The sequence below is a fragment of the Aquirufa antheringensis genome, from assembly GCF_004307425.1.
Taxonomy (GTDB): Bacteria; Bacteroidota; Bacteroidia; order Cytophagales; family Spirosomataceae; genus Aquirufa; species Aquirufa antheringensis.
Genome location: NZ_SEWZ01000002.1, coordinates 516,142 through 529,719, shown reverse-complemented (window position 1 = coordinate 529,719; position 13,578 = coordinate 516,142). Strand labels below are relative to the sequence as shown.

Below are 13,578 nucleotides of genomic sequence, written 5' to 3'. Positions count from 1 at the left end.
GAAATACTATTTTTGGCAAAAATCAAACCTCTCTATGTTAAGACTTGCACTCATCATCTTTAGCTTAAGTACTTTCTCTTGTAAATCAGAGGAACCTGTTGCGCCTAAGATCAATATTATTGATTTACCGGTGGTTCCACCTAAGGAATATACGTTTGCGACGACGCCTTTTTGGGCGGATGAATTCGAAAAAGATGGTCTTCCAGATGCGTCGAAATGGGGTTATGACGTAGGAAATAGCGGCTGGGGTAATAATGAACTCCAAAACTACACCAACGCAAACATCAAAAATGCGCATATCGAGAACGGCATTTTGACGATTGAAGCGATCAAGGAGACGGCTGGATCGAGCGCCTACACCTCCGCGCGTATCGTCACAAAAGGCAAGAATGACTTTTTATATGGTCGTATTGAGGCCAAAGCAAAGATTCCAGCTGGCCGTGGAAACTGGCCTGCGATCTGGATGCTTGCGTCTCAATCTGATTACGGCACACAATACTGGCCAGACAATGGCGAGATCGATATCTTAGAACACGTGGGTTACGACCCGGGTGTGATGCACGCGAGTGTGCACACAAAAGCGTATAATCACGTCATCGGAACGCAAAAAACAGCAACGACAACCCTAGCGAATTGGGATACCGAATTCCATACGTTCCGCGTGGATTGGACGCCTGACTACGTGCGTGCCTTTATCGATGACAAGCAATACTTCGAATTCAAAAATCCGAAAGGTGGCTGGGAACAATGGCCTTTTGACAAGAAGCAACATATCTTAATGAACCTAGCGATCGGTGGAAACTGGGGTGGACAAAAAGGCGTGGATGACACGATCTTCCCAAACAAATTCCAAATCGACTACATTCGCGTTTACGCACTTAATCCTTAGTATGAAATACCCCAAAGCCGCGGAGGCATTCGATCGTTTACTTGTCATCATGGACGACCTGCGGGAGAAATGCCCTTGGGACAAGAAGCAGACGCTGGAATCATTACGCCATTTGACCATCGAGGAGACCTACGAGCTTTCCGATGCGATCATGGAAAATGATTTGACCGAAATCCGCAAAGAGCTAGGGGATATTTTCTTACACCTTGTGTTCTATAGCAAAATCGGTTCCGAAAAAGGAGCGTTTGACGTAAGCGACGTGTTGCACGGGGTGTGTGAAAAACTGATCAGTCGCCATCCGCATATCTATGGCGATGTGGTAGCTGAGACGGAGGACCAGGTAAAGCAGAATTGGGAAACCTTGAAATTAAAAGAGGGGAACACGTCCGTTCTGGGCGGCGTTCCAGGTTCTCTCCCAGCACTCGTGAAAGCGATGCGGATACAGGAAAAGGCGCGCGGTGCGGGTTTTGACTGGGAAGAAAAAGAGCAGGTTTGGGAGAAAGTGGAGGAAGAACTGGGCGAATTCAAAGAGACTTTTGTGGGTAAAGACCTCGATGCCGCGGGAAAGGCGGAGGCAGAGGGCGAACTAGGGGACTTGATCTTCAGTCTCGTGAACTTTGCCCGATTCATCGATATTAATCCCGAAACAGCCGTGGAGCGGACGAACAAGAAGTTCATCAAGCGCTTCCAGCACCTCGAAAAACGCGCGGCAGAGAATGGCCAGACGCTTTCCGAGATGACTTTGGCAGAAATGGATATCTACTGGAACGAGGCGAAAACGCTTTAGTTCACGCTAAACTGATACGCTGTTTTCGTTTTATAGACTTCCCCTGGACGCAAAACCGTGCTAGGGAAGTTTGGTTGATTAGGTGAATCCGGGAAATGCTCGGTCTCTAAACACAATCCGTATCGCTTGGTGATTTGCACCCCGTATTTCCCCGTCAAATGTCCATCTAGGAAGTTCCCCGTATAAAACTGTACCCCAGGCTGGTCTGTTGACACGGTCATTTTACGACCCGAAACTGGATCTTTTACTGTCGCAATCTTCGCATACGATCCCGCCGGTTTATCCAAAGCCCAGCAATGGTCATAGCCTCCGCCTAACACAATCTGCTCTGACGAAGTGTCGTTTATGCGATCGCCTACGACATGTGGCTTCGTAAAATCAAACGGCGTACCATTTACCGGAGTCAATTCGCCCGTCGGAATTAACACCTTATTCACGGCGACTAATCGCGACGCATCAATCTGCACTTCTTGGTTCAAAATATCGCGTTTCGCGTTTCCGCTCAGGTTAAAATACGAGTGATTGCTCAGGTTTAATACGGTCGCTTTATCCGTTGTGGCTTCATAAGAGATCCCTAATTCGTTATCCTCCGATAAGGTATAGGTCATCTTAACGCGTAGGTTCCCGGGGAATCCCTCTTCCATGTCTTTCGAAACATAGGATAAGCTAAGGCTCTGCGCGGAGGCCGCTTCCACTTTCCACACTTTCTTATCAAAACCGATGAGACCACCGTGAAGGTGTTGGCCGTTGTTTTGGGCAGCGAGGGTGTATTCTTTCCCGTCCAGCGTAAATTTCCCGTTTGCAATGCGGTTTCCGAACCGTCCTACGATCGCTCCGAAATAGGGAGTGTCTTTAATGTATTCTTGTAAAGTCTCGAATCCCAGCACCACATCTTCCACTTTTCCATTGCGATCCGGCGTTAGGATTTTTTGGATGATACCGCCGTAGTTCATGATGTGCACTTCCATGCCTTTGGCATTCTTCAAGGTATACAAGGTAACAGACTCGCCCGCAGGCGTTTGACCGAAAGGTTTTCCGGGATTAGACATAGCAAATAGGTTTTGGGACAAGAAAAAAAGGGCTAAAAAGCAATATTTCATAGGTTAACGAGGTTTGTGACAACAATTTAGCACAAAAGATGGAAAATAAACTAATTCTTCGTAGCTTTGCACCCCAATTTAAAAATTGTTTCAAACTTAATTTCAGCAGGTTAGCCCAGCTTGTTGATGTAGGCAAAATCAAAAACGATTAGCCAAACGGGCACCAAATATGTCAAAACAACCAAAAGATTTCGACTGGGATTTAGTTGAAGGAAAAGGGTTCGGTGGTAACTATACTACAGAACAAAAAGAAAAAATGGAGGCTGCTATCGAAGCAACCTTGAACTCGGTCACTGAGAAGGAAGTAGTGAAAGGTATTGTTGTAAGCAAGACTGACCGTGAAGTAATCATTAACATTGGATTCAAATCTGATGGTTTAGTATCTGCTTCAGAATTCCGCGATATGCCGGATTTGAAAGCTGGTGACGAGGTTGAAGTATACATCGAGAACCAAGAAGACGCAAACGGACAATTAACATTGTCACGTAAGTTAGCTAAGGTGATGGGTGCATGGACTAACATCGAGAAAGCATTAGAAGAAGATACCATCATCAATGGTTTCGTTAAGCGCCGTACAAAAGGTGGTTTAATCGTAGATATCTTTGGAATCGAGGCATTCTTACCTGGTTCTCAAATTGATGTGAAGCCTATCCGTGACTTCGATATTTTCGTAGGTAAAAACATGGAGGTTAAGGTGGTTAAGATCAACCACACAAATGACAACGTAGTTGTATCTCACAAAGTATTAATCGAGAAAGATCTAGAGGCTCAACGTCAAACGATCTTAACGAACTTAGATAAAGGTCAAGTACTAGAAGGTGTGATCAAAAACATGACTAATTTCGGTGTGTTCATCGATTTAGGTGGTGTAGATGGTTTACTTCACATCACAGATATCTCATGGGGTCGTATCAACCACCCACAAGAGGTGTTGAAATTGGATCAAAAAATCCAAGTGGTGGTATTAGACTTCGACGAAAACAAAAAACGTATCTCTTTAGGTATGAAGCAATTACAAGCGCACCCTTGGGAGGCTTTAGCTGCTGGAACTGAAGTAGGTTCGAAAGTAAAAGGTAAAATTGTTAACGTAGCTGATTACGGTGCTTTCTTAGAAGTATTGCCAGGCGTTGAAGGTTTAATCCACGTGTCTGAGATGTCATGGTCTCAACACTTACGTAACCCACAAGATTTCTTGAAAGTAGGCGACGAAATGGAAGCAGTCGTGTTAACATTAGATCGTTCTGAGCGCAAGATGTCTCTAGGTATCAAGCAATTAACAGAAGATCCTTGGACTAAGACTGATTTATTAGCGAAATACGCAATCGGTACGAAGCACAAAGGAACCGTTCGTAACTTAACTAACTTCGGTTTATTCTTAGAATTAGAAGAAGGAATCGACGGTTTAGTTCACGTTTCTGACTTGTCTTGGACAAAGAAAATCAAACACCCATCTGAATTCGTTAAAGTAGGTGATTCTTTAGATGTTATAGTGATCGAATTAGACGCGGATAACCGTCGTTTAGCTTTAGGCCACAAACAATTAGAGGAAAACCCTTGGGATACATTTGAAAGTGTGTTCACTTTAGGCTCAACTCACAAATCAACGATCATCTCGAAGAACGAGAAGTTCGGTGTATTAGAATTGCCATACGGTATCGAAGGATTAGCTCCTTTGAAGCAGTTAACGAAAGCAGACGAAACAGTGGCTGAGGTAGGTGAAGCGTTAGACTTCGTGGTAACAGAATTCCACAAAGAAGAGCGTAAGATCATCTTATCACACACACGTACTTTCACGGCGGCAACGGCGGAAGAAGTAGCGGCTGATGCTGCTGCTGCGAAGCCAGAGAAAAAGAAAGCAGCGAAATCTGCTGACAAGCCTGCTAGTGTAACAGCTGAGAAATCGACTATGGGAGATATCGGTGCTTTATCTGCTTTAAAAGAGCAAATGGAAGGTGCTGAAAGAGAACAAGCGATTAAAAAATTAGAGAAAAAATCTAAAAAGGCTGAATAGTAACATTCAACTGTTCTATACTGAGAGGGGTTAGCGAAAGCTGACCCCTTTTTTTTGTTTTCTCCTATTTTTTTCCAAACTTACATCCAATCATTTAAACCTATCAACCATGAGTAACGAATCAAGACGGGACTTCCTGCGTAAGGCAGGATTAGCCGCAGCCAGTTTCTACATTGTACCTCGCCACGTGCTAGGCAAGGGCTACATTGCTCCTTCAGACAAATTAAACATCATGGGTGTCGGTGGTGGCGGAAAAGGCTACAGCGATATCATGAGTTCCTATAATAAAGGGGCAGAAAACATCGTCGCTATCGTCGATGTCGATGATCGCCAAATCGCTCGAATCAAAGGCGACCTACCCAAAGCAAACTATTACCGTGACTTCCGTGCTGCTTTAGATAAAGAAGGCAGCAATGTAGATGCAGTCATTGTTTCTACGCCTGACCACACCCACGCTACCATTGCGATGGAGGCCATGCGTCGCAAGAAACACGTATATGTGCAAAAGCCTTTGACACACGACATCTACGAGGCTCGTATCCTAGGGGAGAAAGCACGTGAGATGCAAGTAGTCACCCAAATGGGTAACCAAGGTTCATCCGGCGACGGTGTTCGTAAAATGATGGAATGGTTCGATGGCGGGGCGATCGGAAAAGTAAAAGAAGTGTTAGTGTGGACAAACCGTCCAGTGTGGCCACAAGGAATTGCTTACCCAGCGGCTGGTTCCCCAGCACCGGCTGAGGTAGATTGGGATCTATGGTTAGGACCTTCGAAATACAGAGAATATAACCCTGCTTTTCTTCCCTTCAAATGGAGAGGCTGGTGGGATTATGGTACAGGTGCCCTAGGAGATATGGGATGTCACTTATTAGACCCTCCCTTCAAAGTGCTAGGCATCCGCGATGCGATCGACGTAGAATGTTCTGTAGGTTCTGTTTTCTTACAGGATTGGACACCGGAGCACATTCCACAAGGATGTCCTCCTAGCTCGATGGTAACCTTACACTATGGTCCTTCGAAGAAAAATAATTCTCCTGTGAAGTTAACCTGGTTTGACGGTGGCCTTCGCGCACCACATCCAGACGGAATTCCTTCGACCGATGTGATCGGAGATGCGGATGGAACGAATGGCGTTATCCTGATCGGTTCGAAAGGAATCATGACCTGCGGAACGTATGGTATGAATCCAAAAGTTTACCGTAATGGTGTGCGGGTAGATGAATCAGAACTTCCTAAAGCAAGCATAGCACGGGTAAAAGGCGGCGATGGCGGTCACAATACCCAGTGGGTGGAGGCTTGTAAAGCGGGTTTTGGCAATATGGAAGTCAGTTCTCCATTTGATTATGCGGCTCCATTTACGGAATCAGTGTTGATGGGTAATCTGGCTATTCGTTCGTATTTATTACGTGATGGAGAAGGCCGTAATGCGAAATACATTGGTCGCCAAAAGCTAGAATGGGATGCGAAAAACATGCGCATCACGAACTTCGAGGCAGCGAACCAATTTGTAAAACGCGAATACCGCAAAGGCTGGACACTGTAAGTGACCATTCGATAAATAGAAGTGAAAAGACGGGATGCTCTCCCGTCTTTTTTTTATTTTTGTACTATGAATTTTAGCGCAACTACTCCTGCCTCCCAAGTCTTCGCACAAGTCGAGGCCTACATCCTTTCCCACGGTTATACCATTATCGACAAAGACCACAGCCGCCCTTGGGGAGGTTTCTTTGTGTTAGATGAAAGCCAGGCAGCGAAATTTGCGGCTCAATTCTTCCCACAACTTTCACTAGATGCGATCCAAATCACGCAGAAACTAAGTCCTAAGTTTTTAGTGGTGGCGCCAGAGAAGCGTTTGTCGTGGCAATACCACTTCCGCAGAGCGGAGGTTTGGACGGTGAATGCGGGTCCGGTAGGAGTGGTGATTTCGGAGACGGATGAGCAATCGGCTCCGGGGGTTTATCAGGAAGGTGAATTGATCACCTTACCCACTGGTATGCGCCATCGATTAGTCGGTTTAGACAACTGGGGAGTGGTGACGGAGATTTGGCAACATACCGATGTAGCGCATCCATCAGATGAATCGGATATCGTCCGTTTGCAGGATGATTTTGGCCGTTAATCAAATTTAACCAGCCGGTAATCTTAAAATAATACAAGAAAACTTTGTAGTCTCTAAAAGTTTCCATAGTTTTGCCATCCCGATAACTTATGGGGTTAGCAAATGAAATCGCGCATTCTAGAAAAAGGAACTGAATTATTCTTCCGCTATGGTGTTAAGACCGTAACGATGGATGCGATTGCCAGCGAGTTAGGCATTTCGAAGAAAACGATTTATCAACATTTTCCGGATAAAGATTCGATGGTCTGTGAAGTGGTCAAATCCTTCATCGAGCAAGATGCTGCGAAATGGGAAGAATTAGATCGCTTATATGCTAACGTCATCGAAAAGATGTTCAAATCTTTCGAGATGGTGAAGGATATGCTAGTGCAGATGAACCCTCGTTTACTGTTTGAAATCCAGAAATACTTCCCTACCGCCTTTCAATTATTCAAGAACCACGGTGAAAATTATATTCACGGAAATTTAATCGCTGACTTTAAAAAGGGGGCACAATTCGGGTATTTCAGAAATGATATCGATTTCGAATTGCTAGCGCGTTTGCGGATGGCCGAAGTAGATTTAGCCTTCAACCCTGATTTTTACCCCAACAATAAATTATCCTTGTATGAAACCCAGCTCACGCTGATGGACATTTTCATGCGAGGCATTTTGACCGAAAAAGGTTTAACACTTTACACATCTTACCAAAACAATTTAAAATGATGATCCGCCTAAGAAAAATCTATGCCGGTCTATTTTTGTTGACCTCCCTTGCAGCGAATGCACAGACTTATAGCCTCAAGCAGGCCGTAGACTATGCCATCGCCCACCAGGTCCAGGTGAAAAATAGCCAAATCGACTTGCAGAACGCAAGTGCGAAAATCAGTGAGATCAAAGCCATGGGCTTACCTCAAGTCAATGGTTCTCTTGCATTAACGAACAATATCGTCTTACAACGTGCGTTCATTCCTGCTAAAATATTTAACCCGGCTGCAGCGGATGGTGAATTAATTGCCGCGAAATTCGGTGTGGATAATTCCGGATTTGCTAGTGTGGGTTTGAGCCAACTGGTTTTTGACGGAACTTATTTATTAGGTTTGAAGGCTTCTAGCGTTTACAAAGACTTAGCCGTTAAATCGGTTACCCAATCGAAGCAGCAAGTAGCAGAGAATGTGACGAAGGCTTATTATGGGATTTTGGTGAACGAAAAACGCCAAGGACTTTTAGCCTTAAATGTAGCTCGCTTAGATACCTTACTGAAGGAGACGCGCGAGTTAAACAAGCAAGGTTTCGTAGAAAAGATCGACGTGCAGCGTTTAGATGTGCAAGCCAATAACCTGCGCACGGAATTAGAGAATATTGAGCGCCTTCAGGCATTGAGCTATTCCTTACTCAAATTCCAAATGGGTTTCCCCATGGAAGAACCGATTCGCCTAAGCGAGAGCTTAGAGAAGGTGGAATTAGCGACCTTCAACACGAATGCGGCGGGGGATTTCAATTATGCGAACCGCATCGAGTATTCCATCTTGCAAACACAAGAGAACTTAGCCGAACTAGATCTGAAGAGCATCAAGGCAGGTTATTTGCCTCGTTTAGTGTTGAACGCGAACTACGGTTATAACGCAGGGGCCAATGCATTCAGCGATTTGATCACTAAACAATGGTTCGATAACGCAGCTGTTACGGTGGCTTTGCAGATCCCGATTTTTGACGGATTTTCGAAGAAATACAAAGCGGTTCAATCAGCGAATAACTTACAAAAGGTGCGTCAGTCTTACAGCTTGTTAAAGTCGTCTATCGACTTGCAGCGTTCACAGGCGAGCATTACGATGAAAAACGCTTTGGAATCCATGAAAGAACAAAAGGCGAACCTGGACTTAGCGAACGAGATTTCGCGCGTTACCCGGGTGAAATACCAACAAGGGGTAGGTTCAAACTTAGAGGTTTTGAACGCAGAATCATCCATTAAAGAATCACAAGCAAACTACTTTACGGCCCTTTACAATGCCCTAGTGGCGAAAGTGGAATTAGAAAAAGCAAACGGTACACTATACATAGACTAACAAAAACATGAAAAAAATAGCCATCCTCCTAAGTGGAATTCTTTTCTTCGCGGCATGCGGATCAAAAGACAAAAAGCAAGAATTAGCGGATTTGAAGTCTCAGGAAAAAGAAATCCAGGCAAAAATCGCGCAATTAGAAAAAGAAGTAGGTAAGCCTACTGAGCAAGCCACAGCGAAAGTAATCGCCGTAACGGTGAGCCCATTAGTAGCACAAACGTTCCTACACTTCGTAGAAGCACAAGGAAATGTAGTCGCTGAAAACACGGTTTTAGTAAGCCCACAAACGGGTGGCGTGATTTTATCCTTGCCAGTCGTAGCGGGACAATCGGTGTCTAAAGGTCAATTAATTGCGACTTTGGACAATAACATCTTAAAAGAGTCCTTAGAAGAGGTTCGTCAACAATTGTCGTTAGCGAAGACGATCTATACGAAGCAAAAAGCGCTTTGGGATCAACAAATCGGGACAGAAGTACAATACTTGAGTGCGAAGTCGAACATGGAGTCTTTAGAGAAAAGAATCGTCACCTTGAAAGCGCAATTAGGCTTATCTCGCGTAACGGCTCCGATCGCTGGAACCATCGAATTAGTTCGCCAAAAAGCAGGTGAAATGGGCGCTCCTGGTGTACCTATCGTTCAAATCGTGAACTTAGGCAACTTGAAGATCGCGGCTAAAATCGCTGATTCGTATGTAGGAACGGTGAAACAAGGCGATGAAATCAGCATCAAATTCCCAGATTTAAACAAGGAATTAAAGGCGCGTATCTCATTAGTTTCGAAAATCGTAAACCCCTTAACCCGTACGTTTGACATCGAAGCGCGTATCCCGAACGCAGGTGGCGAGTTAAAGCCGAACTTATTAGCGGTGATCAACATTAACGATACGTCTAAGAAAAATGCGATCGTGATCAGCGAAAACATCATCCAAAAGACCGAGAAAGGCAATTTAGTATACGTAGCGGTAGAGGAGAATGGCAAGAAAGTAGCGCGTGCACGTCAAGTCACGATCGGTTTAACCTATAACGGCCAAGCAGAGATTTCTGAAGGTTTAAAAGCAGGTGACGCGATCATTACACAAGGATTTCAAGATTTAGTAGATGGTACAGCCATCTCTTTCTAAGTAGAAAATGGAAAAAAATAGCAAAAATGAGCAATTGCCAGAAGGCAAAGGCTTGATCTATAACATGGTGGGCTGGTTAGCCCAAAACCGCACGACGGTTTACATCTTCACGTTCATCATATTTGTGGCGGGGATGGGAATCTATTCGAGCTTACCTAAGGAACAATTCCCAGACATCGTGGTGCCACAAATGGTCATCCAAACGGTCTACGCCGGAACGACTCCCTCGGACATCGAAAACACGATCAATAAACCGATCGAAAAGCAAATCAAATCGATCACGGGCGTCAAGCGTGTGAAGTCAAATGCTTTGCAAGATATTTCGGTCATCATCGTGGAATTCAATACGGACGTCACCGTCCCCATTGCGAAGCAACGCACGCAAGATGCGGTGGATAAAGCGATCGCAGATTTGCCTAAAGACTTAACGCGTGAGCCTTCTGTCGCTGAGGTAAACTTCTCCGAATTCCCGATTATGAACATCAACATCGCGGGGGACTATCCCTTAGATAAGTTGAAAAAGTATGCGGAGGATTTACAAGACGAGATCGAGGGGATGCCGGAAATTAACCGCGTAGACATCATCGGTGCCTTGAAAAGAGAGATCCAAATCAACCTAGACTTGTACAAGATGCAAAGTTATGGTTTGACTTTCTACGATATCCAATCTGCCGTTCAAGGCGAAAACGTGAACATCTCAGGCGGTGATTTGGCCGTGGATGGCGTTCGTCGTTCCCTTCGAGTGACAGGTGAATTCAAAGCAGTAGATCAGTTAGCTAATCTAATGATCGGTTCTTCTACGGGTGCACGCGTTCGTTTAAAGGACGTGGCTGAAGTAAAAGATAGCTACGAAGAAAAGCAAGATTTTGCGCGTTTGAACAATAAGTCGGTAATCACCTTAAACGTCATCAAGCGTGGGGGTGCGAACTTAATCGAGGCGGCAGATCGCATCGAGAAGACGATCGAAGAATACAAAGAAAACCGTTTCCCAGCGGGCTTAACGGTCACAACGACGGCGGATCAATCCGAGCGTACGCGTGGTGATTTAGCGGATTTGATTAATACCGTAATCCTAGGTTTCATCTTTGTCGTCATCGTATTGATGTTCTTCATGGGTGTTAGAGATGCGGTATTCGTGGGCCTATCGGTGCCTTTATCGGCTTTGATGACCTTCTTGTTCATGCCTTCTTTAGACTTTAGCTTAAATACCATCGTCTTATTTGGTTTCCTTTTAGGCCTCGGTATTGTGGTGGATGACGCGATCGTGGTGATCGAGAATGCCCACCGTTTATTCAATAACTTCAAGAAATTGACGATTACCGAGTCGGTGAAATTAGCCGCTTCAGAGGTATTCGTACCGGTATTGTCTGGAACATTGACGACGATTTCGCCATTCTTACCTTTGTTATTCTGGCCAGGGATCGTGGGTGAGTTCATGAAATACTTGCCTATTACGTTGATCATTACGCTTTTTGCCTCCCTTTTTGTGGCTTATGTCATGAACCCGGTGTTCGCGATTACGTTTATGAAGCGTCACGATGAAGAGGTGAACGACGTGAAAAATCCGCAGTTTTCGGATATCCGTCGTACGGTATTCATCTTGTTGAGCTTGGCGGTTTTCGGTTATGTGATGGGCTTTGGCTTGGGTCACTTTGGCTTTGGAAACTTCTTCGTGCTTTGTATCATTCTGTACATATTCAATCACTTTGTGATTACTCCAAAGTGGATTGTGCCGTTCCAGGAGGTTACTTTGCCTAATTTCAAAACGAATTACCGTAAGTTAATTTCATGGGTATTGATGGGTAAGCGCCCTATTTATGCCACGATTTCTTCCTTCGTTTTATTGATCGTGACAATCATGCTTTTAGGCGTGGTGAAGCCGAAGGTGGTTTTCTTCCCTTCAGGCGATCCGGATTACATTTATATTTATTCCAAAAACCCAATCGGTACCGATGCGGTTGTAACGGATTCCGTGACGAAAGTGATCGAGAAGCGTGTTTCTGCTTTCTTGAACAAAGAGGGTTACAATAAAATTGTCAATTCGGTCATTTCGAACGTGGGTAAAAACGCGGGAGATCCGATGCAACCAGACCGTGGGGCAACGCCACACAAGAGTAAGGTGACGATTGCATTCGAGAAATTGCAATTGCGCGAGGGCATTAAAACGGGTGAGGTTTTGAGTAAAATTCAAGCGGATTTTGCCAAAAATCCCCTAGCCGGCGTCGAAATTGCCATCGAACGCGAGAACAATGGACCGCCTACGGGTAAGCCTATTTCAATCGAAATCGCTGGAGAAGACTTCGCGGTTTTACAATCTTTAGAGAAAAAAGTACGTGCAGCGATCTCGAGCGCTGGCATCCAAGGTATCCAAGAGTTGAAATCCGATTTAGTGACAAACAAGCCGGAAATCATCATCGACGTAGACCGCGAGAAAGCGTCCCGCGAGGGCATATCATCAGCTCAAGTGGCGATGGCGGTGCGTACGGGATTATTTGGCGCAGAAATCTCGAAATTCCGCGATACAAAGGATGAATATCCTATTCAATTGCGCTTAAAAGGAGATTCTCGCAACCAAATCGAGAAATTATTGCAAATGAATATCACCTACCGCGATATGAACATGGGCGGCGCCTTGCGCCAGGTTCCATTGAACTCTATCGCTGATATTCGCTATGCCACTTCTTTCAGCCAAATCAACCGCAAAAACCAAGAGCGTGTCGTAACCCTAGGGTCTGACGTCGTTCAAGGCTATAACGCGAATGAGATCGTAGGCGAATTAACCACGCTTTTCGAAGGAATCGAAGTGCCGCAAGGCTATACACTTCGCATGGGTGGTGAGCAAGAGGACCAAAAAGAATCCGGCGCCTTCCTAGGCGTAGCCTTCTTAGTCGCGTTAATCTTAATCTACCTGATCCTGGCAACGCAGTTTAACTCTGCGGTAAAACCAATGATCATCTTCGCAACCATCTTATTATCGTTAATCGGCGTTTTATTAGGATTCATGGCTTTCGGAATGACCTTCTCCGTGATTATGTCCGGTGTAGGTATCATCGCCCTGGCTGGTATCGTAGTAAAGAATGGTATCCTATTAATCGAATTCATCGAGGAACTTCGCTTTAAGCGTGGTTACGATTTGAAAGAGGCAATCATCGAGGGGGGAGGAATTCGTTTAACTCCGGTATTGTTGACGGCTTCGGCGGCGGTATTAGGCTTAATTCCTTTGGCATTAGGCTTAAGCATCGACTTCGTGGGCATGTTCACAGAATTAAATCCACACATCTTCATCGGTTCTGAATCCGCCGTTTTCTGGGGAATCTTAGCCTGGACGATCATCTTCGGATTAACGTTCTCCACCATTTTAACCTTAATCATCGTTCCGTGTATGTACTACATCTCAGAGCGTATCAAGCAAAAGTGGTTCACGAAAACCGTTTAATTTATTGAGGTTCAAGAATTGCAAAAACCCCTGGACGATAAGTCTAGGGGTTTTTTGTTTTTGTGAAATAATAA

At 44.9% G+C, this 13,578-nt stretch carries 10 protein-coding genes; 9 read left to right on the top strand and 1 reads right to left on the bottom strand.

What is annotated here, in order from left to right; all coding sequences use genetic code 11:
- The first annotated feature begins 34 nt into the window (after positions 1 to 34).
- Positions 35 to 889, top strand: a complete 855-nt coding sequence (locus EWU21_RS05215; protein WP_130895748.1) for a glycoside hydrolase family 16 protein — start codon at positions 35 to 37, stop codon at positions 887 to 889.
- Position 890: 1 nt separating this feature from the next.
- The gene (gene mazG / locus EWU21_RS05210) at positions 891 to 1,676 is read left to right on the top strand and encodes a nucleoside triphosphate pyrophosphohydrolase (protein ID WP_130895747.1); all 786 of its coding nucleotides are present in this window, start codon (positions 891 to 893) and stop codon (positions 1,674 to 1,676) included.
- Here mazG and EWU21_RS05205 read toward each other — a convergent pair.
- A complete protein-coding gene (locus EWU21_RS05205; protein ID WP_236633177.1) occupies positions 1,673 to 2,725 on the bottom strand; it encodes an aldose epimerase family protein in 1,053 nt (350 codons plus the stop codon). The genes mazG and EWU21_RS05205 overlap by 4 nt on opposite strands.
- Positions 2,726 to 2,945: 220 nt before the next feature.
- On the opposite strand from EWU21_RS05205, the gene rpsA reads away from it, so the two are divergent.
- The 7 genes from rpsA (at position 2,946) to EWU21_RS05170 (ending at position 13,504) form a co-directional block, all read left to right on the top strand.
- Positions 2,946 to 4,787 (top strand): 30S ribosomal protein S1, encoded by a 1,842-nt coding sequence (gene rpsA / locus EWU21_RS05200; protein ID WP_130895745.1) that lies wholly within the window; start codon positions 2,946 to 2,948, stop codon positions 4,785 to 4,787.
- Positions 4,788 to 4,896: 109 nt separating this feature from the next.
- Positions 4,897 to 6,330: a Gfo/Idh/MocA family protein gene (locus tag EWU21_RS05195; protein ID WP_130895744.1), complete on the top strand. Its 1,434-nt coding sequence runs from the start codon at positions 4,897 to 4,899 to the stop codon at positions 6,328 to 6,330.
- 66 nt (positions 6,331 to 6,396) lie between these two features.
- Positions 6,397 to 6,906, top strand: a complete 510-nt coding sequence (locus tag EWU21_RS05190; RefSeq protein ID WP_130895743.1) for a cupin domain-containing protein — start codon at positions 6,397 to 6,399, stop codon at positions 6,904 to 6,906.
- Positions 6,907 to 7,008: 102 nt separating this feature from the next.
- Complete coding sequence (locus tag EWU21_RS05185; RefSeq protein WP_130895742.1) at positions 7,009 to 7,611, top strand: TetR/AcrR family transcriptional regulator; 603 nt, start codon at positions 7,009 to 7,011, stop codon at positions 7,609 to 7,611.
- Positions 7,608 to 8,951 (top strand): TolC family protein, encoded by a 1,344-nt coding sequence (locus EWU21_RS05180; RefSeq protein ID WP_236633176.1) that lies wholly within the window; start codon positions 7,608 to 7,610, stop codon positions 8,949 to 8,951. The genes EWU21_RS05185 and EWU21_RS05180 overlap by 4 nt, the downstream gene beginning before the upstream one ends.
- A gap of 7 nt (positions 8,952 to 8,958) precedes the next feature.
- On the top strand, positions 8,959 to 10,068 hold the full coding sequence (locus EWU21_RS05175) for an efflux RND transporter periplasmic adaptor subunit (RefSeq protein WP_130895741.1): 1,110 nt from the start codon (positions 8,959 to 8,961) through the stop codon (positions 10,066 to 10,068).
- A 64-nt stretch (positions 10,069 to 10,132) separates the two neighbouring features.
- Positions 10,133 to 13,504, top strand: a complete 3,372-nt coding sequence (locus EWU21_RS05170; RefSeq protein WP_236633190.1) for an efflux RND transporter permease subunit — start codon at positions 10,133 to 10,135, stop codon at positions 13,502 to 13,504.
- The last annotated feature ends 74 nt before the right edge of the window (positions 13,505 to 13,578 follow it).

What these genes read in the sequence shown, in the direction of transcription:
- EWU21_RS05215 (WP_130895748.1), top strand. Translation starts at nt 35, where the DNA reads ATGTTAAGACTTGCACTCATCATCTTTAGCTTAAGTACTTTCTCTTGT.
- EWU21_RS05180 (WP_236633176.1), top strand. Translation starts at nt 7,608, where the DNA reads ATGATGATCCGCCTAAGAAAAATCTATGCCGGTCTATTTTTGTTGACC.
- EWU21_RS05195 (WP_130895744.1), top strand. Translation starts at nt 4,897, where the DNA reads ATGAGTAACGAATCAAGACGGGACTTCCTGCGTAAGGCAGGATTAGCC.
- EWU21_RS05185 (WP_130895742.1), top strand. Translation starts at nt 7,009, where the DNA reads ATGAAATCGCGCATTCTAGAAAAAGGAACTGAATTATTCTTCCGCTAT.
- EWU21_RS05205 (WP_236633177.1), bottom strand. Translation starts at nt 2,725, where the DNA reads ATGTCTAATCCCGGAAAACCTTTCGGTCAAACGCCTGCGGGCGAGTCT.
- EWU21_RS05190 (WP_130895743.1), top strand. Translation starts at nt 6,397, where the DNA reads ATGAATTTTAGCGCAACTACTCCTGCCTCCCAAGTCTTCGCACAAGTC.
- EWU21_RS05175 (WP_130895741.1), top strand. Translation starts at nt 8,959, where the DNA reads ATGAAAAAAATAGCCATCCTCCTAAGTGGAATTCTTTTCTTCGCGGCA.
- EWU21_RS05170 (WP_236633190.1), top strand. Translation starts at nt 10,133, where the DNA reads ATGGTGGGCTGGTTAGCCCAAAACCGCACGACGGTTTACATCTTCACG.
- rpsA (WP_130895745.1), top strand. Translation starts at nt 2,946, where the DNA reads ATGTCAAAACAACCAAAAGATTTCGACTGGGATTTAGTTGAAGGAAAA.
- mazG (WP_130895747.1), top strand. Translation starts at nt 891, where the DNA reads ATGAAATACCCCAAAGCCGCGGAGGCATTCGATCGTTTACTTGTCATC.